The sequence below is a fragment of the Vibrio neptunius genome (genome assembly GCF_000967495.1).
GTDB lineage: Bacteria > Pseudomonadota > Gammaproteobacteria > Enterobacterales > Vibrionaceae > Vibrio > Vibrio neptunius.
In genome coordinates this window covers 87,115-109,004 of record NZ_JXXU01000056.1, presented here as the reverse complement: position 1 = coordinate 109,004, position 21,890 = coordinate 87,115, and the positions used below count along the sequence as shown (strand labels likewise).

The 21,890-nt window shown below is 45.4% G+C and carries 16 protein-coding genes; 9 read left to right on the top strand and 7 right to left on the bottom strand.

What is annotated here, in order from left to right; genetic code table 11:
• The first annotated feature begins 414 nt into the window (after positions 1-414).
• A complete protein-coding gene (locus tag TW84_RS19640; RefSeq protein ID WP_205622501.1) occupies positions 415-708 on the top strand; it encodes a helix-turn-helix domain-containing protein in 294 nt (97 codons plus the stop codon).
• 99 nt (positions 709-807) lie between these two features.
• Complete coding sequence (locus TW84_RS19635; RefSeq protein WP_045977322.1) at positions 808-1,119, top strand: cyclic-phosphate processing receiver domain-containing protein; 312 nt, start codon at positions 808-810, stop codon at positions 1,117-1,119.
• Here the strand turns inward: TW84_RS19635 and TW84_RS19630 are convergent.
• Positions 1,100-1,375 (bottom strand): hypothetical protein, encoded by a 276-nt coding sequence (locus TW84_RS19630; protein ID WP_045977321.1) that lies wholly within the window; start codon positions 1,373-1,375, stop codon positions 1,100-1,102. The two genes, TW84_RS19635 and TW84_RS19630, sit on opposite strands and share 20 nt — an antisense overlap.
• 1 nt (position 1,376) lies before the next feature.
• Positions 1,377-6,971 carry an RHS repeat-associated core domain-containing protein gene (locus TW84_RS19625; protein ID WP_084720271.1) on the bottom strand — a complete coding sequence of 1,865 codons (5,595 nt, stop codon included), beginning with the start codon at positions 6,969-6,971 and terminating at the stop codon, positions 1,377-1,379.
• A 746-nt stretch (positions 6,972-7,717) separates the two neighbouring features.
• Here TW84_RS19625 and TW84_RS19620 point away from each other — a divergent pair.
• Positions 7,718-8,638: a DMT family transporter gene (locus tag TW84_RS19620; RefSeq protein ID WP_045977319.1), complete on the top strand. Its 921-nt coding sequence runs from the start codon at positions 7,718-7,720 to the stop codon at positions 8,636-8,638.
• Here TW84_RS19620 and TW84_RS23785 read toward each other — a convergent pair.
• The 3 genes from TW84_RS23785 to TW84_RS19605 all read right to left on the bottom strand — a co-directional run bounded on the left by TW84_RS23785 (position 8,595) and on the right by TW84_RS19605 (position 12,908).
• Positions 8,595-9,908: a sensor histidine kinase gene (locus TW84_RS23785; protein ID WP_052707943.1), complete on the bottom strand. Its 1,314-nt coding sequence runs from the start codon at positions 9,906-9,908 to the stop codon at positions 8,595-8,597. The two genes, TW84_RS19620 and TW84_RS23785, sit on opposite strands and share 44 nt — an antisense overlap.
• Positions 9,905-10,588 (bottom strand): response regulator transcription factor, encoded by a 684-nt coding sequence (locus TW84_RS19610; protein WP_045977318.1) that lies wholly within the window; start codon positions 10,586-10,588, stop codon positions 9,905-9,907. Before TW84_RS19610 ends, TW84_RS23785 begins: the two co-directional genes overlap by 4 nt.
• An 85-nt stretch (positions 10,589-10,673) precedes the next feature.
• A complete protein-coding gene (locus tag TW84_RS19605; RefSeq protein ID WP_045977317.1) occupies positions 10,674-12,908 on the bottom strand; it encodes a cytochrome c peroxidase in 2,235 nt (744 codons plus the stop codon).
• 463 nt (positions 12,909-13,371) lie between these two features.
• Here TW84_RS19605 and TW84_RS19595 point away from each other — a divergent pair, with 463 nt between their 5' ends.
• From TW84_RS19595 to TW84_RS19580, 4 genes are all read left to right on the top strand, one after another.
• Positions 13,372-14,061: a response regulator gene (locus TW84_RS19595; protein ID WP_045977315.1), complete on the top strand. Its 690-nt coding sequence runs from the start codon at positions 13,372-13,374 to the stop codon at positions 14,059-14,061.
• Positions 14,061-15,503 carry a two-component system sensor histidine kinase CreC gene (gene creC, locus TW84_RS19590; RefSeq protein WP_157634072.1) on the top strand — a complete coding sequence of 481 codons (1,443 nt, stop codon included), beginning with the start codon at positions 14,061-14,063 and terminating at the stop codon, positions 15,501-15,503. The genes TW84_RS19595 and creC overlap by 1 nt, the downstream gene beginning before the upstream one ends.
• A gap of 73 nt (positions 15,504-15,576) precedes the next feature.
• Positions 15,577-16,926, top strand: a complete 1,350-nt coding sequence (creD, locus tag TW84_RS19585; RefSeq protein WP_045977313.1) for a cell envelope integrity protein CreD — start codon at positions 15,577-15,579, stop codon at positions 16,924-16,926.
• Complete coding sequence (locus TW84_RS19580) at positions 16,898-17,398, top strand: ribosomal maturation YjgA family protein (protein ID WP_240478206.1); 501 nt, start codon at positions 16,898-16,900, stop codon at positions 17,396-17,398. The genes creD and TW84_RS19580 overlap by 29 nt, the downstream gene beginning before the upstream one ends.
• Positions 17,399-17,521: 123 nt before the next feature.
• Here TW84_RS19580 and gloA2 read toward each other — a convergent pair whose 3' ends face one another.
• Positions 17,522-17,905 carry an SMU1112c/YaeR family gloxylase I-like metalloprotein gene (gene gloA2, locus TW84_RS19575; protein WP_045977311.1) on the bottom strand — a complete coding sequence of 128 codons (384 nt, stop codon included), beginning with the start codon at positions 17,903-17,905 and terminating at the stop codon, positions 17,522-17,524.
• Positions 17,906-17,916: 11 nt separating this feature from the next.
• Positions 17,917-18,843 (bottom strand): LysR family transcriptional regulator, encoded by a 927-nt coding sequence (locus TW84_RS19570; protein WP_045977310.1) that lies wholly within the window; start codon positions 18,841-18,843, stop codon positions 17,917-17,919.
• Between the two features lie 564 nt (positions 18,844-19,407).
• On the opposite strand from TW84_RS19570, the gene TW84_RS19565 reads away from it, so the two are divergent.
• Complete coding sequence (locus tag TW84_RS19565; protein WP_045977309.1) at positions 19,408-20,604, top strand: glycine C-acetyltransferase; 1,197 nt, start codon at positions 19,408-19,410, stop codon at positions 20,602-20,604.
• Positions 20,604-21,635 (top strand): L-threonine 3-dehydrogenase, encoded by a 1,032-nt coding sequence (gene tdh, locus TW84_RS19560; RefSeq protein WP_045977308.1) that lies wholly within the window; start codon positions 20,604-20,606, stop codon positions 21,633-21,635. Before TW84_RS19565 ends, tdh begins: the two co-directional genes overlap by 1 nt.
• The last annotated feature ends 255 nt before the right edge of the window (positions 21,636-21,890 follow it).

Sequence of the window (21,890 nt, the reverse complement as noted above, 5' to 3'; positions counted from 1 at the left end):
TATTGATTACAATTTAACCAATTGAAAAAGGTTAATAAAACTAGTGGTTTAGGCGATCTAACAAGAAGATTGGTGAAATGGAAGGTGATTTGGGGTTGAGAAATAGGCGAAAAGCCGATTTTGACCTGCTTTATGATTTTTTCTCTTATCGCTAGCCAGAAAGGGGAGGGATTATAACGTCTTATTTCCTGTTTATTCAATCAGTTATAACAAAAATGACGACTGCTATTAGCGATTGAGATTTGAATGCTATATTTTTACTGTTGATATGGTGGAGTTATTCTATATTTCTGGATAATAATTAGAGTCCTTGCAAATCGGTGCCTGTTCTTCATTTATGTTGACTCTATAATCTTGCTAAGTCCATGATAATGAATATTATGGCAACAGGGTAATAGACCAGGGGTTAAGATAGTGGTAACGTTAATCAGAACACTTTTGATGATGAGCCTGGCGAAGAGACTTATTACCCTACGTAAAGAGAAGGGACTAACCCAACAGCAGATGGCCGATGTGCTGGGCGTACATGTAAACAGCCTGAAGAAGTATGAAGCAGGTCAGGCCCAGCCTTCGCTGGAAGCGATTAAGAAGATAGCGGTCGGACTGCATGTCAGTACCGACTTCTTGCTATTTGAGGAACATGAGCGTGGCCCTGGTGACGATCTTGCCTTACAGCTAGAAGCGATCAGTCAGATGTCAGATGCCTGAAGGTGAGCAGATGGTGATACGGGAAGTGCTGGAGAGTTTGATCATCAAGTACCAATCCAGACGCTGGGATTCAGGAAGGCAACAAGGAGTAATTAAAGGATGAAAGTTTTCTTGGATGATGAACGTACCCCTCCAAAAGGCTGGATCCTTGTTCGGTGGCCTGAAGAAGCTATTAATTACTTAAAGCAAGGCAATGTTGAATGCATTAGCCTTGATCATGATCTTGGGAATGATTCCGTCGGAACCGGTTATGATGTAGTACTTTGGATAGAAAAACAGGTGGCTGAAAATGGATTCAAGCCACCTAAAATAAAAGTTCATTCAGCTAATGTTTCAGCCAAGATTAAAATGACTGCTGGCATCAAAAATATCTACAAATTATCTCAGAAGGCTAATTCCAATAATCCTTAGCATACTCTGACAGAACTTGCTCAATACCTCTTTCTAATAGATCGGTTTCACACCTTATATAGTCTCCATTCATAGGCTTACCTTCAACTATTATCGTATAGACATTAGACTTTCTTTCGCCATCTGACCTGAAGAAGAATGAAACTCCATCCTGCTGCAACTTTTCTATCAAGGGTATTGCATATCCCCAAAAAGTATTCGACTCTGGAGATTGAGACAGCAAATGTTGCTCGAACAATTCAGAAACTGAAGCCATACTAGTTCCCTCCTAATGCTTTGGCTATATCATCAACATTTCTCAAATTACCTTGCCCAACTTGGTCTATGACACCTCTTAAAGTTTTAGAGTCAACTCCTAGATTGAATGATTCCACCAATGCTTGAGCTGTTCTCTTATTACCATTTTGGAACAAGTGGCCCCCGGCAATATCTCTAATAACTGAAGCAGCCTGATTTATACCACCTTCACGATAGGATGCGTTTGCAAGTACTGTTGATACATCTTTCCCTGGAATAGTAAGCCCATTACTAAACTGCTTATTTAGTGCTGTAATTTGGTCTACATCTAGTTGATCAAAGATATCAACATTTCTTAATCCACTCTTTGTAACACCACTCAGCGCTGCATCTGTCGCTTTAGTCGCATCATGGACTTTCGAGCTCGCAGTAAGTAAATCAACGGCTTCATCGGAATGTCTTGCTACCGTAACCGCTACTTTAGTCGTTTTAACCGCTGCTTTTGCAACGGGGCCCAAAAATATACTCGCTGCGGCTAGATTACGATCAAGAGGCTCTAACTCGATGCCACCAAATATCGTCTCACCAGTACTAAACTCATACGCGGCTTTAAGGTTACTCACAACGGGCACAAAGTCCATTGTCAGCTCTAGTGCTTCGATTAAAGTAAAGTCGGTGTCAAGAATACCCCCCAACGCATTTTGAGTATAATCGATGTAAGAGCCGATAAAACCGTGGGCAAAGTTTGCGGCAAATTCTCCACCGTAAATCTCACTGGTAATCATACCTCCCACGACGCCAGAAACAAAGCTCTGAGCAAGAGCATTGAAGCCTTGCATGTACTCGTTAATATAGCCGTTGGAAGTAGTCTGCAAGAAGGAGACTAGGAAGGCATCTGAAAAATCCCGATCATAAATTAGATGGTCGGCGCCAGCCATACCAACGCTTTTCAGGATGTCGTTGACCGAATTGGCTAGCGGTGAAGCATTGCCAAGCAAATCAGTCATAAATTGGGTTTCCATTATGCCATGAGCTATACCAGCGGCTAGGCCTCCAGTTATGGCCCCATGCAAAATGGACTTCTCAATCCCTTTAAGATCTCCTTTATTACTGATTACATGACTGCTCGCGGCAACGGTTGCCCCTGTCGCGGCCCCCGCCAGCGTTGTGGCCATTATGCCCTGACCAAACTGTGCGATCATAAATTCGCCGTAAAACTTCATCGCCGCGGGCCCAACGACCCAGGCCGCGACCGCCATGGCGAGTACCATTTCGGGGTTTTCTTTGATTATCTGACCAACAATCTTCACCCCATGACGCACATCGGTTTCCCAGCGTCCGACTTCATGACGAGCCCGCCTCTCGAAGCGCTTAGCTTCATGACGGATTTGGCTTTCTATGCGTTTAGCTTCATTGCGAACTCGGCTTTCGGCACGCTTAACTTCGTTGCGAACTCGGCTTTCAGCACGTTTCGCTTCGTTACGAATTCGACTTTCAGCGCGTTTGGCTTCTGCTCTAATTTGATTGGCAACTCGACTCGCTTCTTCCTTAATCTTGTTCCAACCTCGCTTGACTGCTTTACGGATTTTTTTGAACAAATAGCCGCTTGGGTCAATATTATTGACGGGATTGTTTAAGTTAAAGCTATAGCGATTGTAGTTCGCGATTGACTCTTTGCCTTTGATAAAGGCATCGGCTTGAATAAATCTTGCCAAATAAGGGTCGTACACTCTGCCTTTCATATGAATCAGGTCAAACCCTGCGACACCGACATGGCCAAACATAGAGCTATAAGTCGGTGAGATGGCAAAGGCATCATCCATCTCAGGCATGAGTACATTGTGCGTAGAACCGAATGGGTCTGTAAATGTCTGCGAGGTAACTGTGCCTTCAGCATTAGTTACCATAATTTGCTGGCCTAAACGATCAGTATGAGAATAGGCAACAGAACATGAAGATTCACTACAGGTTAATGAAAAGCCATTGCCCCCGTAGGTTTCATATTGTTGGTTGTCAGAGCTTTGGCGGTAGGTATAGGTGCCCGTTGAGAAGGACTTTTCTGTTACCCACTCAAGGCTTGCTACATCAAAACGTTTATCAGTACGGACAATCTGCTGACCATCGGGGCCATAGGTAAACCGAGTTTCATCCCGATCAACGACGGTATTGTCTTGGTTGTCTTTGGCTCGACCGACATAGACTAAACGGTTACTTTCATAGCGGAACTGTCTGAGACCATCCGACAGCATGTTACCGTTGCTGTCATAGGTAAAGTTGCGAGTTTCACCGTTTTCTTCTTCAAGGCGAGTTAGCTTAAACGGGTCGGAGGATTCATAGAAATAATCGCCCACCCCAGTTTTATAAGTGATGTTGCCATACGTATCGTATTTGAACTCAGCACTGGCTGAGATGAAGCCATCAGCCTCGATCTCCTGACAAACACCATTAACACAGAACTGCTTAATAGTATGCGCTTTTAGGCGATTTTGCTCATCGTAGCTGTATTCATCTTCAAATGAGGTTTCACTTCGGTTCCGATAGTAAAAATGGCGCTTACGGCTAGCCAGAAGGTCATCGGAGTTATAGCGATAATCAAAACGGTAGACTAACACGCCGCTACGTGTTGCCGACTGTTCTAATAGTTGTCCTGATACGCGATCAAAACGGTAAAACTCTTCTAGGCCATTACCGAAACGTACATGTGTTACGCGTTGCTGAGCATCTTTAGCTAAGATCTCTTTGTAAAGTTCACCGCTTTGGGCGTTGGTCCACTTATAGGGTGAGCCGTTGTTGTAACCAATTTCAAGTGCAAACTCATTGCCTAGACGAGACGGTGTCGTCTCTTTGATCACCTGACCATTACTATCGTATTCATAGTGAGTGGTCTGTGTATAACCGTCTTCTAGGGTAATGTCTTTACGTTTAAGCCAACCATTAGGCCACTCAAAGGTGTTAACTTCTTCGTAAATGGCATCTTGACCAGCACAGGTTTGTTGCTTGCCTGTTACTTTAACAACACGGCTTGGTTCTGCGAGTGGAAGTTCGGTTGGAAACTCGTAACACACGGTTGACTCAGGCGTCGACATACGTGTCATACGGTTAAAGCTATCGTAGCTAAACTCAGTGCGATCGCCATTGGCATCCAGCTGCCATGCAATTTGGCCACTTAAGTTGTAGTGATACTCCCAGCTTCCTCGAGAAGGATCGATGGTTTTGATCCTTTGGCCACGCGAATCATAAATGTAAACAATTTTTGTCGCTGAGTTATTGTTTAGCTCCGATGACGTTAGCTTGCCCATTGCGTTGTAGGTAAAACGAATGGAATTACCGAGATGGTCGTCTACTTGGTACAAAAGCCCTGAGATATCATGATAGCGGCGGGTGACATTGCCCCACTTATCATAAGACTCTGTGATGTTGTCCAATAGATCCGAGTGGTTTTCGCTCTGGCCATTAACGGCGTATTCAATGCTTTGAGATTGCGTATCACCTTTGACCGAGTACGTGACGGCTTCATCACCTTCAAAGTGTGGTAATAGTAATTGCTTTGAGTAATCGTCGTCTTTGAGCTCTGCTGAGATAATGAATCTTTCGTCCATACCCTTGAGGATCTGGTACAGACCTCGACTTGTTTCACAAGTCATTGCCTCAGGCATCGGGCTGTAAATAACAGACATCGTATCGCTAGGACATACAGCTACCCACTCATTTAAGTGAGCTGGTACGGCGTCGATGGTGTAAAACTCGGTTTTTTTGGTGATGCCACGGGCAGTTTTAGCGACTACACGGTTTTTATCGTCGTAATGTGTTTCTTCGTAACGTATGCCGTTAATCGACGATGTTTCTACTCGCCCGGTTTCAGTTGTACGGTACTGATAATCAATACACTGGCCGTTTTCACAACGTTGCGTTAGGTTGTCACCTGTATATTGGTTGGTTTCACGTAGAATGACTTGCCCATTGACTTTTCTTATGCGCGCCGTCACACGGCTTTTATCATCCTGAGTAACCGCGTCACTAATTTCATACTGCCCCTGACGCGTGATTTGTTCAACCAGCTTATCTCCCTGATAAACATACTCGAACTCTTTGACCAGTTGATCGCTGACACCATTTTCGTAGGCAGGGCTTAGGATGCTGCGACGCTCAACCTTGCCAACCGCGTAGTCATCTTGATATCGATATTCGACCTGATCTTCAATTTGCTCACCGTTATTGTTGTCAACAACATTGATGCGTTTTTCCAAACGGTCTTTAGCATCATAATAATTCTCGGTAGTCGTTGTTTGGCTTATGGAGCCATCCATCGCATACACAGATTCGACAACTTTAGCTTTCTGAGCCTGACCATTAGACGCAATTCGCCATTCAATCGCCGTGTTAGATAACAAATATTCGGTGCCATCTAAGGTTCCATGTCGAGCTATTCTACTCGCGAGACCTGCGTACTCACCATGGGTAATGTAAGTTGTGACCTGACGGGTGTTATTGTTAGCATCAGGGACATTTTCTTCACTCAGAGATACGGGTTGGCTTGCACTGTTTAAGGCATAGGAGTACGTAGATTGTGTTGTACCAACAGCGGAAGCAGTCGACGTATCCGTACTCACAATAGCCATAACTCCACCCAGGTTTTGGTAGTTATGTTTTATTGATTGAGTTGAATCTCGCCACCCTGTCAAATGAGGGAATGAATTTAGACTTGCTTTTCGGCCATAGTCTAACTTAACAACAGGTAAACATGTCGGTTCTGCGGCTGTTTTTAGACGTTCACATTGGCCGATAGCGGTAAGGTAATCCGCTTGATAAGGCTGTGTTATCCAACCCGAACCATTAGGATTTTTTACCCCTGAGTTGTGGTCTACCCAGCGTTGTGTTTTTAAATAGTAAGAAACTACTTTATCAGGGTGATCAATGGTAATAGTGGTGAGATCACTTCCATTAGTGACTGATACATTTGCATCAGACTGAAGTGATGCCATACCTTCAACTGTGTAAGCATTTTCAACAAAGGAGAGACGAGCACTACTTTGTGAGTAGGGTATTTGTAAAGAGAGAGCAGCTTGACCTTCATCAGTGATATACGATTCAATGTCTATCGCTTTATCACTTTGCACAAAGGAGGCATACGGATAAATAAGCTGTCCGCCAATAAGTCCAGAAGATACACCGTGCCATGTTTGCGATACAGATGGTGAAGACTTGTAGTTGTTAATACCAAATTTGTATGTGCCAATGTTGAGAGATATCGAGGAAGCACTGCTGGAGTAACTATACGCACTGTTACTTAGTCTATTACTTTGGCTCCACTTCAAGAAATCATTGTATCTAGGTGTATTGGCGCTAGTGAAACGCTCTCCTTTCCATTGGTTGTTTTCTTTCCAAACATGCAGATAGCTCGTCCTTTGATGTTCCGGAGTTTCTGGCCCGATCGCAATAGGAATGGCTACTTCTGCGTGTATAAACACGATTGGTTTATCTGAAGGCTCTACCACTTTCGCATAGAACTGATAGTTGTCATGACTGACATTTTTCATGTATACATCCATACTTACCGCTTGTGCGGTGGATGCAGCCATGGCCAACAAGACAAATATAAATTTAATTATTCTCATATTGTTTTTTCAATATATCCGTTAATTTGCCACTACATTCATTTTTAAAACATCTCTCTTATTGCCTGATTCACCTCCTTCTGAGACAAGTGATTTCGTAAAAGATGCATGCTTTTAAGAATCAAAAAAGGGCAAATCATATCACGATAAAATACAATAATCACAGTGAATGCCTGGTGCTGTGATGATTACTGATGGCTCTGTGAGGACGAATGTGGCGGTGTAGTTTGTTGCTCCTAAGCTTCAACAGCAAAATACGATTGTGGGCTGAAAATAAAGCATAATCCGCAATGGCTTTCTTAGCTTATTGAACCGGCCAAACAAGTGTCGCCAACGTCGAAGTGCTGCTCGTTCTTGAGTGGCTGCTTGGTAACGAGGAAAAGGTTTCTCAGACAACATCACTGCCACCATAGTCGCATCATGGACCTTTCACTAGCCGTGAGCAGAACACCACCTTCCACGCCGGTTTTCTTGCCTATCTATCACTGGTATTAATGTGTTTGGCTCAACATAAAATTAAAGGAAATAATCAATAACCGCAAAGAAAATAATGACATTGAGTTGAGAGGTTTTGATGATGTTATTTTTCTATAAATGGCTTATTTGAGAAAATAATTTCTCCAAAATTGATTATTGATAGGTTTAAAGGCAAAAAAATTCTCTGGTGAACTCCGTATACTGTGCTACGTCATTGATGCTCTACAAGCCGATGATTTACCACAATGATTTAATGAGTAGTAATCACCATGAATTCGAAGTCTCTTACTTTTGTGCTTTTTGTTTCTGTTTGCTTAATATGGGGAACCACTTGGTTTGCTATGGAAGTGGCGTTGCATTCTATTCCGCCGATATTTGCTACCGCATTGCGTTTTTTACTTGCGGCTCCGCTTTTGGCTTTGCTGGCGAAAGTCTTTGGGCAACCATTACGCTTTCCGAAAGGGAAAGGGCAGTGGGTGATCATTGTCGCGCTGATGTACTTTGCCATTCCCTTCACTTTAATGATTTATGGTGAGCAATACATTTCTTCCGGTCTGGCTTCGATCATCTTTGCCAACATGCCTGTGGCTGTGATGTTAATGTCTGGGTTGTTCCTTGGGTTACGACTTGCCAAACATCAGGTATGTGGCCTTATCACGGCAGTGATAAGCCTATGTCTCATATTAGGTAATGAAATGCAGATGGGCGGTTCCGACTACCTGATCGGCACGGCAGCTCTGGGGTTGGCTGTGGCGATTCACGCGGTGATGTATGTGCTTGTGCAAAAACATTGCAAGGACATACAGGTGCTAACCTATAACGCGTTACCCTGTTTGGTGGCATCTATACTGTTATTTTGGGTTTCGTCTATCGGAGAGCGAGTCGATGTTGCCTCATTTACCTGGGACTCGCTCTCTGCGGTGGTTTACCTCGGTTTCGTCGCCAGTGTTGGCGGTATTGTGGCGTACTTTAAGCTCGGACAGGTATCGACCCCGTTTCAGGCGTCAATCTGCTTTCTGATTTTCCCAGTGGTTGCGCTGTTTATTTCCGCGTTTATCAATGGTGAGATGCTGTCTCACCAGTCATTGGCTCTGATGCTGCCTTTGCTGTGTGGCATTTTGTTGACGAAAGCGCCTAAAACCTGGTTTAAGGTGCGTTTTGCTCGCAAAGAGCGTCATCTGAACCTTTAGTCAACCTAAGGTTTGGCTGCGCAATCAATAAAGATGCACGGCATAGGTCGTGCGTCTTTTCAAATCTGAAGTCCCATCCTAGCTGTCGACACAAGCGTTTAACTAACATCAGGCCGAGCCCAAACCCCGAGTTGTCTGGGCCGTTATCATGATTGCTAGAGTTCTCTTTGTTAATGATCTGAATATTTCCTTGTCGCTGAATAATCGTGATCACACCTTCATGGGTGTGCTGGACGGCATTGCGCAATAGGTTGGCCACTATCATCTTAATGGCCGCGTAGGGCAGGCTTGTTTGATAACTGTCGGTGTGGATTTGCACCTCAATGTTTTTGGCTTGGATGAGATAGCTGAGATTTTCTACTTCGGAGTGCAATAGTGATGAGAATGCAACAGATTGAGTGGTAAGCTGAGAGCGTTCTGCCTTGTTCAGCCATAATAATGTGTCGCAGAGTTCAGCCATGCAGAGGCTGGCGTCTTTGATGCGTTGTTTTGCACTGTAGCTTTTTGCTTGCCATTTGTTTTCGACCTTATCCATCAGCTCTACGCTGCTAAGAATCACGGCAATAGGAGTGCGTAGTTCATGGCTGGCGTAGCGGACAAACTCCTGTTCACGTTGGAGTGAGGCTTGGTTTTTACGCAGGCTATCGAGAATAATCATGGCAAGCGTATTTAATTCCTTATATTGGAAGTTTGGTGGTGTACTGCTCATATTGTTGGCATTAAGTTGTCGCGCCCACTGATAAAGGTCTTGGATCGGCTTAGCGGCTGAGTACATAAATATAAACAACATCAACAGGAACAAGCTTAATGCGAATATCCCGAAAAGAATCGCCTGAATTTCGGGAGTTTCGAACCAGTTTGCGTCGGGGACATTGGGCGGCTCTTTGAAATGATGAGCAACATAGTGCAACTTGCCATCAGGCTTGGTTATGGGCATCAGATACAGGGACTCAGTAGGCCTAGAGAATGGGTTGCTGCGATCGGACTTATGATGAAGTTGGTTTGGAGCCAGTTTCTCACGATTGAAGTGACGGCGAATTTCAATCGGCAAGTGATGCCATGTTGTCGCCTTGACGAAACGTGGATTTGACTCAGTATTTTCCTCTCCGCTTTGATAAGCGATATCAAGTAGAGCTCCTTTTATCATATTGTCGTGACTATTAAAAAAGTGCAGCAACCATAGCGTAGACATCAGGGTCACGAGAATCAAAGCGGCGGTAAGAAGCATGGCGATCATATAGTGTTTTAAGCTCGATATTTTAAATTTCATTGGTGGTCACTATCGCTGTCCTGCAACTTAAATCCATGCTTGCTTACCGATACTACGCAGACGTTGCTCTGATGTTGAATCAATGCTTTACGTAGATAATGGATGTGGACTTTAAGGGCGTTACTGTTCGGCAATCGATCTTCCCAGATGGCGAGATTCAGAGATTGACGCGAAATCGGGTGCGGATAAGCGCGCATCAGTTGTTCCAAGATAATCAGGCTGGTCGGCAGCAGTTTGACAGGCTGGTTGTCGATATAGGTCTGATTTTCTTGGGCATCAAATAGGATGTTCCCTGCTTTGAATCGGGTCAGTTGACCACTTTTTCTGTTTGCTAGGGCTTTTGTTCTTGCAACCAATTCTGCCATGGCAAAGGGTTTGACAAGGTAGTCGTCAGTTCCAACCTTGAAACCTTTCAGTTTGTCTTCGAGTTGGCTTCGGGCGGTTAACATGATGACCGGAACCGCGACCCCTTGCGAGCGAAGTTGTTCACATACGCTAAAGCCATCAAGCCGAGGAAGGTTGATGTCCAGTATAATGACTTGATAGTGGTTTTTTTCGATCAGATTGAGTGCCGTGTCGCCAGTACTGGCGTAATCACATGCGATGTTTTCAAGTTCAAGAAAATCAATGATGTTGCCTGCCAAGCCAGCATCGTCTTCAACCAGTATTGTGTTAATCATGCTTGTCCAAATGTAAGAATAATAAATGGGTGAAAGCCAAGCCCTTTATTGGCTTGGCTGTAATTACCTCGATTGAGATATTGCTTTATTTTTGTGTTGAGACATCGACTTGCAGTGACGTGCCTTGATTGAGCCCATCGCCAGCTGCAAGAATGAAATACCAGCCGGGCATGGGTGAATCTATCCTCAGGTACTCATTGCTGTCGGGGCGTCGAGATGAAAATTCAAACTGGTTTGTACTTGGCCAATAAGGGCTAACGTACAAATCGGTGTTGCCTGAACCGTGCCTAGTTCTGACTTCCAGAGTGCTGTTAGGCTCAGTGATCTTGATAAAATAGGAATTTTCGCCTTGTGCCGTGCAGATAGGAGTACCGCTCTGCAATTCGCCAAATGACACAGGAGCAGAGTGCAAACATTGGTCTGAGATAGCTTTTGGATGCTCACCAGGCTCTTTGTCGGCAGGGCGTTCTCCCACAGCGATAGAAACGCCTTGATACCCTTGTTGTGAGATTGCGCTCACATAGTGACGTCCTTGATTCAGTGTGATGTTCAACACTTGTTCTGTGCCTTCACCGACCGATTCCGCTAGCGCATTTTGTTGAGATGCCCAAGTCGTAGGGTGGTAGTAGAGCTTGAGATCGCCTTGACCGTCTCGGCTGCTCAGATAGACGGTGGTGTTATCACTCTGTACATTAAAGTAAAAATGCTCCACTGAGCCAGAAATACACTCGCCCTGATCTTTGGTCAGCTTTTCACCAGAATGTAGGGTGTCACCTTCCGAGCACTTAGAGGGCAGATAAAGGGGAACCCCTTGATAGTTAATAGCGTGCAGTTGAAGCCCGTCAGGATCGGATTCTTCTGGCTGCGGTAGCCAGGCTTGCAAACACTCCGCGCTTTTCACACAAGGGTCGGTGAGGGCTTTCATAAAGTTAACCAGATCGGCTTTCGATTGATCTGATAGGTTGAGTTTTTGCAACACTGGGGCGCCATCGGCAATTTCGTCATCAATGATCTTGGCGGCTTTATCTGTGTTGTCTCTGGTATCTGGAAACAAGCTGTTGCAGTGGTCGACATCTTTAAACTGAGGTTGTTCGCACCAGCCCATCTCGTCAATGTATTGGTCAAGTATCTGATGGTAATCATCATAATGTTCAATGACTTGTTCGAGAGTGTCGTAGCTTCCTGCGTGTCCGAATGGCCCTGTTACTTCAATGTTTAACAGCGTGCCTGATCGAAAGCTATAGATGTCTGCATCACTTGCATTTCGATGGGCTCGACCTAAGTCATTGGTTTCCATACCCGGCTCTCCGGTTCCGGGGCCAATTTGTGGAAAGGCGAGGCGGTGATAGTTTGAATCCTTGGTTTGACTGAAGGTGTCTGTGTTGTGGCAGCCAATACATTGTGTGGGCAGAAAGTCTGGTTCGTTTCCGCCGTCAGATGGAGGGGGTGGCATGTAGAGATACAGGTATGCGCCACGCTTTTGGGATGCCGTCAGTGCCGCTGAATCGCCTTTTACGTATCGGTTCCAGGCGTTGTCGGTAAAGTTCATCGACTCTTGATAAGCAGAGAGCGCACGGGTGATGTTAGCAAAAGTTACCAGATTCTCCGGTGACTTGTCGTCACCATAAACGGCTGCGAATTTTTCCAACCACTGGTTTTGAAATAACTCGCCTTTAGCGTCGCCATAATTGCCGATCCTAGCAGCTAGATGGGCTCTCACGGCCTCATTGGATGCATCCTGCATAAAGTCAAAACCACGCATCTCAGATGCGGTAACAGGTGGAAAGCGAGCTTGAGCAGACAATAGAGTGTCGCCTGAATTCGGGTCCGCTTCACCAAATGCAACGTCAGGGGTACTGATCCCTTTGCTTGGGTCTAGCCAGTCAACAAATTCAACACGAGCATCACGAAATAAACTGCGTTTGTACAATCCTGAATTGAAAATTGTTGGTGTGTTTCGTGCTACATAGAACTGGCCCGTGGTCGTTTTTCTGCCCGGGCCGAGTACATCTTCATTTTCAGCCAGTGTACCCACTGAGAGTGATAATCCGTCACCTCCACCAAGGTAGGGGTGATGACAACTGGCGCAAGCCACGTCTTTATTGCCGCTCAGTGCTTTGGAGAAAAACAACAGTTTGCCTAGTTTGACTTCTTTTGAATCGACACTGGGTATTTCAAAGCCCTTATTTGGCTCTCCGGTCAGGCTATGTTGTTCTATCAGTTTACGAAGTTCCGTGTCCAGATCATCCGGGATAGGGATGGCCATGGTTGGGGATGTTAACCCCAAGATCAGGGCCAGTAGACAAGCATGTTTTCTCATTGGTCTCTTCCTCGTGTGCAGTATTGGCCGAATGCTAGGAATGCGAGGGTTAAAAAGCGGTTAAAATGGCCAAACTCGACCATATTTTTATTAAGTGAGCGTATTAAATGGGATGCATATCAAGATTAAGGGGTCTAATGTTGCCACAGGCATAGAGTAAATTTGCGCGGTTTAGTGCTCGAAATCTCAATCAGTAAAAGGTATAACGTGGTTGCTATTTCTCGGTGTCTTATCAGCCGTAGTCGCGGCTATTTTCATCCATAAGGAAGTTTTTATGTTGATCGTTTATCGTCTGCTGAAACTGGCGGTTATCTGCGCCGTGTTTTTCACTATTTATGATTTGATTGAATTGGGCGAAGTGACTTGGCCGATGCGCTTTTTTGGTTTTTGAGCGATCCACACCAAGGATGGTCTCTAATCATGAATTTGTTATGGAACAAAACTGACCCCATGGAGCGAAATATTGAGCGATAAAACAACCATCGTCATTATTGAAGACGAACTAGCCATTGCGGAGAATTTAATTCATGTTCTCGAAATGGATGGTTATCAGCCTATGTGGTTTTCAACGGCGGGTGAAGGACTGGCGTATATTGAAAGCAATGAGCCTGCGCTACTGGTGCTTGATGTTGGCTTACCTGATGGAAATGGTTTTGAGCTGTGTAAAACCATTCGCGAGTTTTCTGATGTGCCGATTATCTTCCTGACGGCAAGAAATGATGAAATCGATCGTGTTGTCGGGCTGGAAATTGGCGCCGATGACTATGTCACTAAACCTTTTAGCCCAAGGGAAATGCTGGCGCGAATCAAACTTCGTATCAAATCTCGCCCAGTCATCACTCAACCTGTTCCTCCACAATCGTTGGATGATGATCTCAAGGCAGACAACTTTGATTATCGCGTTGCTGGTGAGCCGCTGGGCTTAACCGCGGTTGAGTTTAAGATCTTGAGCAAACTTATCGCAGTATCCTGCCGTGTATTAAATCGTGAACAGTTAATGGTTGCGGCTGACATGGCTCCCCATGCGTCTTACGAGCGAAATATTGATTCCCACATCAAAGCGATACGCAACAAGCTGAAACCCTTCGCTATGGCTGAGCGTATATGCACCAAGCGTGGTTTTGGTTATTACTACGACAAAACGGGTGAGTAATCATGCCATGGCCTAAGATCCCACTCGGATTAAGACTGTTCTTTTTATATTTCGTTCTTGTCGGTATGACAGCTTACACAGTGAGTTCCACTGTGATTCAGGAGCTGAAACCGACCGTGCGCCAAACCACCGAAGAAACGCTGGTGGATATGGCGAATCTCTTGGCTGTGCTGGCAGAAGAAGACGTAGCAAATGGCGAGATCTCACACAGTCGATTTTCGAGGCTTCTTGCCGCGTATGGTTTAAGAGAACCTGAAGCGCGTATCTGGGAAATAGGTAAAAAAGCGATCAACCATCGTATTTACATCACGGACAAGAGTGGCATTGTGATTGCAGACTCATGGCAACAAGATGTCGGGGAAGATTACTCGCAATGGAACGATGTGTATCTGACATTGCGTGGCCAATACGGTGCGCGAAGCACGGCCGAAGACCCTAATGATCCTCTATCAACGGTGATGCACGTTGCCGCTCCCATTTATCACAAGGGCGAAATCATTGGCAGCGTGACGGTGGCAAAGTCCAATCGTTCCGTTCAGCCGTTTATTGACCTCTCGAAGCGCAATGTGTTGTTCTGGATGGTTTGGATGAGTGGCTTGGTATTGCTGGCAGGGGCTTTATTTGCTTGGCGCATCCACTCAGCATTGAACAAGTTGGAAAACTACGCAGTAAAATTGGGGCAGGGTGAGAAAGTTACTAAGCCGACATTTCGCGTGTTCTATGAATACGGTACCTTGAGTGATGCGTTAGAACACATGCGCAATCAACTCGATGGCAAGCAGTATGTTGAAGAGTATGTGCAAACATTGACTCACGAACTCAAAAGCCCCTTATCGGCGATTAAAGGCGCCAGTGAAATATTGCAAATGCCTTTACCTGCGGAAAAAGTAACACGATTTGCAACGAACATTGAGCGCGAAAGTGACCGCATGCAGTCTTTAGTCGATAAGCTATTGGAGTTGGCTAGATTAGAGAAACGACCACATTTAGATAAGCAAGAACCGATCAATATCAACACTATGTTGGACGAAATCGTCGCGGCTTCTTATGTTCGGCTCAATGCCAAAGGCGTGACATGTGAAGTGATGACAAGCTGTGACGTTGTGCTGGTCGGTGACGGTTTTATGCTTCAGCAAGCCTTGTTTAATCTTATGGACAATGCCCTTGATTTTGTTGATGGCAATGGCTCGATTGTTTGGCACTACGTTCAGTCAGATGAACAGCTTGCTGTGTCGATCTTCAATACTGGGCCTGCGATTCCTGATTACGCGATGCCTCGCCTCACGGAACGTTTCTATTCGCTTGCACGCCAAAATGGTGTGAAAAGTACCGGACTGGGGCTAAATTTTGTTGAGCAAGTTGTCAAACTGCATAAAGGTTCATTATTGATTGAGAATGTTAATCAAGGCGTCAAAGTGACCTTACACTTTCCTTCTCCATAAAAACTCCATATAGACTCCATCTATTCTCCAACTGGCGGTTTTATCGTTAAACCATCAGCTAAGGAGAAGAAAAATGAAGAAAATCTTTAATAACCCACTCGGCATGAAGTTTGGCTTTGTGCTGTTTTTGTTTGTTTTGCTGCAAATTCCGATTTCTATGGTCAGTGGCCTAGTTTCTGAACGATCGTATCGTCAGCAAGAAGTGAGAGAAGAGATTGCACGTAGCAGCAGTGGCGAACAACGTATTACCGGCCCGTTTATCGCGATTGATTACACGGAAACGGTTCGTCATGAAGACAAAACTTATCAGGTTGAGCGTCAGGCTTACATTTTACCAACCACTTTTGATATGTCTGCTCATTTGGAAAGCTTTGAAAAATATCGTGGTATCTACAAAGCTCGCCTATATAAAGCGCAAAGTGCGCTCAAGGGATCATTTGATCTGTCGGCGTTGAATGAATTTAAACAAGTTCAAATCGAAAATATTTCCATGGTGGTTGGTGTCAAAGACAGCCGTGGACTGGTGAAACTGGAGCAGATGAAGCTGGGAGGAGAGGCGCTTGATATTGTGCCGGGGACAGATATCAAGCGACTGTCGCAAGGTTTTCATACTCCTCTGACACTGGATCGTTTAGACCCTTCTCAACCCCTCGACTTCGAGCTTAATTTCTTGCTGCAGGGAATGGGCAAGCTTCAGGTCACGCCTATCGGAACGACCTCGACCGTTGAACTTTCTTCTGAGTGGCCGCATCCAAGCTTCATCGGGGATTTCCTACCGATATCATCTTCAGTATCTGAATCTGGATTCAGCGCGCAGTGGTCAAGCAACAATTTTTCATCCAATGTTTCACAACTGTTTAAAAATTGCATGGACGAAGAGTCGTCATGTTATGAGTTGGAGCAGCGTCAAATGGGGGTTGAACTGATTGATCCGGTTGATCATTACCTCAAATCGCATCGTGCCATTAACTATTCATTGCTTGTCATTACGCTTGTGTTTGCCAGTTTCTTTTTGCTCGAATTGTTTCAGGCTCGCCCTGTCCACCCTGTTCAATACGGCTTTGTTGGTCTTGCTTTGGCGCTGTTCTATCTATTACTTATCTCACTCAGTGAGCATACGGGTTTTAACTGGGCTTATGTCATCTCTGTCTTGGCTTCGACCTGTCTTTTGAGTGTCTACGTCGGCGGTATGTTAGACAACACCAAGCAGGGTACAGTATTTGGAGCGAGTCTATTGTGTCTATACGGGTTACTCTTCGGGTTACTTGAGGCAGAAAGTTACGCGCTCCTGATGGGGACACTATTGTGTTTTGTGATTCTTAGCGTCGTTATGGTGATCACCAGAAATGTCGACTGGTATCAACGTAGTCACAAATCAGTGGAGGCAGCGAGCGATGAACACTCAAGCAGCACAGAGGCATAAAACTCAATCCAACGAAATTAGTCAGGGCTGCAATCATACTGCTTCTAGACGTATTGGTGTCCGTTTTTCGACGTACTATGCTGGGAAGAGTTTGATGATGCTTGTGCTCCTGATTGTTATTGCGGGTTATGTTCGCGATAGTTTTATCAGGCCGACCTTTGGTGATGTATTAGTTGTGGTGTGGCTTTACCACACCATAGCGTCCGTGATTCGAATGGATCCTAAGGTATTGGCATTACTGGTGGTCGCAGTGGCTTTCTTGGTTGAGGTTGGTCAGTACTTTCAGATGGCACAATGGTTGGGTATCGAGCCTTCTTCTCCATTACACGTTGCTCTGGGGGCGACGTTTGATTGGAAGGATCTGTTTGCCTACGCAATCGGCGGTGTTGGTTGTGTGGTGTTAGAGAGCAGAACGTCGCGTAGAGATAGCGATCTAGTGTCTAAAGCGGAACGGGAGAAATTGAATGAGTGATCCTAAGCCTCGCCGGATCGTCAAAAAGCGAGTCCGGCGCTGCTTGCTTGAAAAGGTACTTATCTGGTCTCATCAGCAAGCACATCGTAGCGTCAAGCGACAATGACTACCTTGTCAATCCATCTAAGCTTGATAAATCTCGAGAGGTAGTCCGTCTGGGTCTTGGAAAAAAGTAAAGGTTTTACCTGTGAATTCATCAATGCGCACGGGTTCAACGTCAACTCCTTTGCTTTCCAGATACTGTTTGACTTCTGCCACGCTACCGACTTCAAAAGCGAGATGGCGAAGGCCTTGTGCTTCTGGGAAACTCGGCCTTTCTGGCGCGTCGGGAAAGCTGAACAACTCAAGTTGCGAGCCATCTGGCAGGGCCAGATCGAGTTTGTAAGAATGTCTCGCTTGGCGATAGTTTTCCGCTAGGATGTCGAACCCCATTATTTGGGTATAAAATTGCTTAGAAACTGAGTAGTTAGAGCAAATGATCGCCACGTGATGAATTTTATTAAACATAGAAGTTCTCGTTAATGGCTGGCGAGTTTATCGCCTAACACTTGGCTAATGTAGTCGATAAAAACACGCAGACGAGCGGGCATGTATTTGGTTTGCGGGTACTGCATGGCGACGACACCATGGTAATTACTTTTGATCGTCCAATCATGAAGTACAGGTACGACCTGTTGTTTTTCGATGGCTTCGGCGATCACAAAATCATGAAAGATACCTATACCGAGCGCATTTTTCACACCAGTGAGACGCATCTGTGAATGATTGACTGCATAGCGGCCGGATACCGTCATCGAATGGAATTCGTCGTCTTTGAAAAAGTCCCAGATGTTGTCTCGCTCTGTTTCAGCCAAATACAGGCAGTCATGATGTTGTAAATCGGTAGGGTGGGATGGCATCCCACGTTGGTCGATGTAATCTGGGCTTGCACACAAGACCAAGTTAGTTTTTCCGATCTCTTTAAGCACCAAGTTTTCATCGGGTCTATCGGTGAGCTTGAAGGCGACATCGATCCCGTCTCTGAGTAGATCGATCTCGCCATCAGCCACACGCAACTTGAGCTGAATGTCTGGGTATTGTTTTAAAAAAGGCACCACAAAAGGCTGTAAAACAGAGTTGAGAAAGGCCTCTGGCGCCGCAATGGTAAGAGAGCCTGTGGCTTGTTTGTGATCAGTGGTGGATAGCTCCCAAGCTTGTTGGGCGGCGTTGACCATCACTATCGCTTGGTCATAAACCTGCTGCCCAGTAGGCGTGATGACGAGTTTTCGAGTCGTGCGCTCAAACAGCTTGGCGGACAAGGCTGACTCAAGCCGTGTGATCAATTTGCTCAGGGCCGAAGGCGTTACATCGAGCTTTTTAGCTGCGGCCGTAAAGCTGCCTTCATCAACGATCAAAATGAAGGATGCAAGATCTGGGAGCAAAGCAATAAGTTTTGAATTAACCAAATTGAAACCGTGATGTGTCTTTAAATTGAGAATTAAATCGGTTGTTAATGAATTGTTGAGTCGATAAGGTGGCTAAATAGTAAACAGCAGAGGTACTCAAAATGCAAGAACCAGGCTTTCTTCTTGACTTGGGCTCAATGATGCAAGATATCTTGCTGGCTGCGCTCGCTGTCGTATTGCTCACCATTGTCTCCTTAGTGTTAGAAAAGTAACACGCACACCCTTGTATGTCACCAAAACAGGCGTATAGGTTAAACTAACCGACGCCTATTTTGTATTTCTCTCCTGTCGTCATTTCATTTTTACTACCAACCGCACCCTAGACAAACTTAGCCAATGCGCCGATGAATAGGGAATATGTCGTCACACAACGCATAGTTCGTGATATCCATCATAAAAATTGTTTATTTGTGCCTGGAATTCACTAATGTTTTTCCATCTGGTGGGATAATGAAAATAGCGTGCATGAATTACACTTAGGGCAACTTTTGACGCCTTCGAATTTGAAAACGAAGGTGATGAATAAGCAATGTGCTTAACATAATAACTAGGAAGGAATTTGAAATGTCTTCTGCATTCTACCAACAGATCAAACAACAGATTGAAGAAGTAAAGGCTGAAGGTCTTTACAAGTCAGAGCGCGTTATCACTTCTCAGCAGCAAGCGGCTGTAAAAATCTCTACAGGCGAAGAAGTGCTTAACTTCTGTGCAAACAACTACCTTGGCCTAGCTAACCACCCTGAGCTAATTGAAGCGGGTAAAGCAGGCATGGATAAGCACGGGTTTGGTATGGCGTCTGTTCGTTTCATTTGTGGTACTCAAGACATCCACAAAGAGCTGGAGCAAAAGCTTTCTACTTTCCTTGGTAAAGAAGACACAATCCTGTACACCTCTTGTTTTGACGCTAATGCAGGCCTGTTCGAAACGATTCTGGGTAAAGAAGACGCGATCATCTCTGATGCCCTTAACCACGCTTCAATCATCGATGGTGTTCGTTTGTGTAAAGCAATGCGCTTCCGTTACTCAAACAACAACATGGAAGAGCTTGAGCAGCAGCTTATCGCGGCTAAAGAAGCGGGCGCTCGTAACATCCTTATCGTGACAGACGGCGTATTCTCAATGGACGGCGTAGTCGCTAACCTGCCAGCTATCTGTGACCTTGCTGATAAGTACGGCGCACTGACAATGGTGGATGACTCTCACGCGGTGGGTTTCATGGGTAAAACAGGCGCAGGTACTCACGAGTACCACGATGTGGTTGAGCGTATCGACATCATCACAGGCACGCTAGGTAAAGCCATGGGCGGCGCATCAGGCGGTTATACTTCAGGTAAAGCAGAAGTGATTGACTGGCTACGTCAGCGTTCTCGTCCATATCTGTTCTCAAATTCGGTAGCACCAGCCATCGTTAATGCTTCAATCCGAGTTCTCGATCTCCTAGAGCAAAGTGGTGACCTACGTGACCGTCTATGGGAAAACGCAGCGCATTTCCGCACGCGTATGGAAGCTGCTGGTTTCACTATGGGTGGTGCTGACCACGCGATCATTCCAATCATGCTTGGCGATGCTAAAGTGGCGGCTGAGTTTGCAGAACGCGCACTAGAAAAAGGTATTTACGTGATTGGCTTCTCTTTCCCAGTCGTACCAAAAGGTCAAGCACGTATTCGTACACAAATGTCTGCGGCACACTCGCGCGAGCAACTTGATCGCGCCATCGATGCCTTCATCGAAGTGGGTCGTGACATGGAGATCATTAAGTAATGAAAATTAAAGCGCTATCTAAGCTAAAGCCTGAAGAAGGCATCTGGATGACTGAGGTTGAAAAACCGACAGTTGGTCATAACGACATTCTGATCAAAATTAAGAAAACCGCGATTTGTGGTACAGATGTTCATATCTACAACTGGGACGAGTGGTCTCAGAACACGATTCCTGTTCCTATGGTCGTTGGTCATGAATACGTGGGTGAAGTGGTGGCTATTGGCCAGGAAGTTCGTGGATTCGAAATCGGTGACCGCGTCTCAGGTGAAGGCCACATTACTTGTGGTCACTGTCGTAACTGTCGTGGCGGCCGCACTCACCTATGTCGTAATACTATTGGTGTGGGTGTAAACCGTGAAGGGGCATTCGCTGAATACCTAGTGATTCCAGCATTCAATGCATTTAAAATCCCTGAAGGCATCTCAGACGATCTAGCATCAATCTTTGACCCGTTCGGCAATGCTGTACACACGGCACTATCTTTCGATCTTGTCGGTGAAGATGTGCTGATCACAGGTGCTGGCCCAATCGGTATCATGGCTGCAGCAGTGGCTAAGCACGTCGGTGCTCGTCACGTGGTGATTACAGACGTGAACGAATACCGTCTTGAGCTTGCACGTAAAATGGGTGTGACCCGTGCAGTTAACGTTGCGGAACAGAAGCTTGAAGACGTAATGGAAGAGCTGGGCATGACGGAAGGCTTTGATGTGGGCCTTGAAATGTCGGGTGTTCAGGCGGCATTCAGCACCATGCTGAAGACAATGAACCACGGCGGCCGAATTGCACTGCTAGGTATTCCGCCATCAGATATGGGCATCGACTGGAACCAAGTGATCTTCAAAGGTCTGGTGATCAAAGGTATTTACGGCCGTGAGATGTTCGAAACTTGGTACAAGATGGCATCGCTGATTCAGTCGGGCTTAGACTTGACGCCAATCATCACTCACCACTTTAAGGTTGATGACTTCCAGAAAGGCTTTGATGCGATGCGTAGCGGCCAATCAGGTAAAGTGATTCTCGACTGGGAATAATCGAAGCGAGATGCTGAATAATCAAAGGCGACAGGGAAACTGTCGCCTTTTTTGTTATTTGAGTCATCGATGTGCATTGTAGGTTGGCCATTTTCTTGAAAAGAGAGAGTGTGGCCATAGCTAAATATGATCTTCAAACTGATCATTCTAAGTGGTCATAAAACGTTCGCGGTCTCGCTTTTCTTTATTAGCTTGTTCTAAATTGAAGTCTTTGGTCATGTGTCATTCCTGTTTGGTACATTCTACTTAAATGAC

What these genes read in the sequence shown, in the direction of transcription:
- TW84_RS19635 (WP_045977322.1), top strand. Translation starts at nt 808, where the DNA reads ATGAAAGTTTTCTTGGATGATGAACGTACCCCTCCAAAAGGCTGGATC.
- TW84_RS19630 (WP_045977321.1), bottom strand. Translation starts at nt 1,375, where the DNA reads ATGGCTTCAGTTTCTGAATTGTTCGAGCAACATTTGCTGTCTCAATCT.
- TW84_RS19625 (WP_084720271.1), bottom strand. Translation starts at nt 6,971, where the DNA reads ATGAGAATAATTAAATTTATATTTGTCTTGTTGGCCATGGCTGCATCC.
- TW84_RS19620 (WP_045977319.1), top strand. Translation starts at nt 7,718, where the DNA reads ATGAATTCGAAGTCTCTTACTTTTGTGCTTTTTGTTTCTGTTTGCTTA.
- TW84_RS23785 (WP_052707943.1), bottom strand. Translation starts at nt 9,908, where the DNA reads ATGAAATTTAAAATATCGAGCTTAAAACACTATATGATCGCCATGCTT.
- TW84_RS19610 (WP_045977318.1), bottom strand. Translation starts at nt 10,588, where the DNA reads ATGATTAACACAATACTGGTTGAAGACGATGCTGGCTTGGCAGGCAAC.
- TW84_RS19605 (WP_045977317.1), bottom strand. Translation starts at nt 12,908, where the DNA reads ATGAGAAAACATGCTTGTCTACTGGCCCTGATCTTGGGGTTAACATCC.
- creD (WP_045977313.1), top strand. Translation starts at nt 15,577, where the DNA reads ATGAAGAAAATCTTTAATAACCCACTCGGCATGAAGTTTGGCTTTGTG.
- TW84_RS19580 (WP_240478206.1), top strand. Translation starts at nt 16,898, where the DNA reads ATGAACACTCAAGCAGCACAGAGGCATAAAACTCAATCCAACGAAATT.
- gloA2 (WP_045977311.1), bottom strand. Translation starts at nt 17,905, where the DNA reads ATGTTTAATAAAATTCATCACGTGGCGATCATTTGCTCTAACTACTCA.
- TW84_RS19565 (WP_045977309.1), top strand. Translation starts at nt 19,408, where the DNA reads ATGTCTTCTGCATTCTACCAACAGATCAAACAACAGATTGAAGAAGTA.
- tdh (WP_045977308.1), top strand. Translation starts at nt 20,604, where the DNA reads ATGAAAATTAAAGCGCTATCTAAGCTAAAGCCTGAAGAAGGCATCTGG.